Source organism: Roseateles sp. P5_E11 (genome assembly GCF_054049355.1).
Genome location: NZ_JBFUMO010001067.1, coordinates 1 through 998, shown reverse-complemented (window position 1 = coordinate 998; position 998 = coordinate 1). Strand labels below are relative to the sequence as shown.

1 protein-coding gene is annotated in these 998 nt (G+C 65.2%); it reads right to left on the bottom strand.

Annotated elements, in window-relative coordinates; all coding sequences use genetic code 11:
• Positions 1 to 944 (bottom strand): glycosyltransferase family 2 protein (locus tag ACXJKR_RS33445; protein ID WP_457326523.1); only part of this gene is annotated, 944 nt, incomplete at its 3' end.
• Positions 945 to 998: the final 54 nt, after the last annotated feature.

Genomic DNA, 998 nt, shown 5'->3' with positions numbered 1-998 from the left:
TCGTAGACCTTGGCGAGGTACTCGCCGATGACGCCCAGGCTGAGCAACTGGATGCCGCCGAGCAGATACATCGGGATTACCGTGGACGCCCAGCCGGGCAGGGCGACCTCGGTGAACAGCCTGATGAACAACGCCCAAAGACCGAAGGCTACGCTGACGAGTGACACCATGGCGCCCAGGCCCGTGATGGCCCGCAGTGGTGCGGCGGAGAACGATGTGACGCCCCGCCAGGCCAGGCTGAGCATCTTGGATAACGGGTATTTGGATTCGCCGGCAAAGCGCTCGGCGCGGTCGAAACTGACGACGCTGCTGGGGTAGCCGAGTTGGGGAATCATGCCGCGCAGGAAGAGGTGGGTTTCCTCATAGTTGCGCAGCGCCTCCAGCGGGCGGCGACCCATCAGCCGGTAGTCGGCGTGGTTGAAGACGACCTCGACGCCCATCATGGCCAGGACCTTGTAGTAGCCCTCCGCCGTGAAACGCTTGAAGAAGGTGTCGGTGTCGCGGCGGCGGCGCACGGCGTAGACCAGTTCGTCGCCATTGCGGAAGGCGCGGATCATGTCCGGGATGATGGACAGGTCGTCCTGCAGGTCGGCGTMAAGGCTGATCAGTGCGTCGCCGCTCACCGTCATCAGCCCGCACAGCAGCGCGTTCTGGTGGCCGCGGTTGCGGCTGAGCTTGATGCCACAGGCGTCATCGCGCTCGCGGCCCAGCGTCTCGATGAGGGCCCAGGTGCCGTCGCGGCTGCCGTCGTCGATGTAGTAGGCCGAGCTGGCCGCGGCGATCAGGCCTTCGGCTTTGAGCTCGTTCAGCAAAAGCCCCAAGCGGCTGGCCGTCTCGCGCAACACGGCCTCTTCGTTGTAGCAGGGCAGCACGAAGTTGACGACCGGCGCTTGGGCGCCGGCCCAGCTGGCACGGTGGAATTGGGCGGGGTCGATCAGTTCCATGGCGGGATGGCAGTCAAGGTTTGCGGAACACCCAGAGGCGGCTGAGCGTGAAAT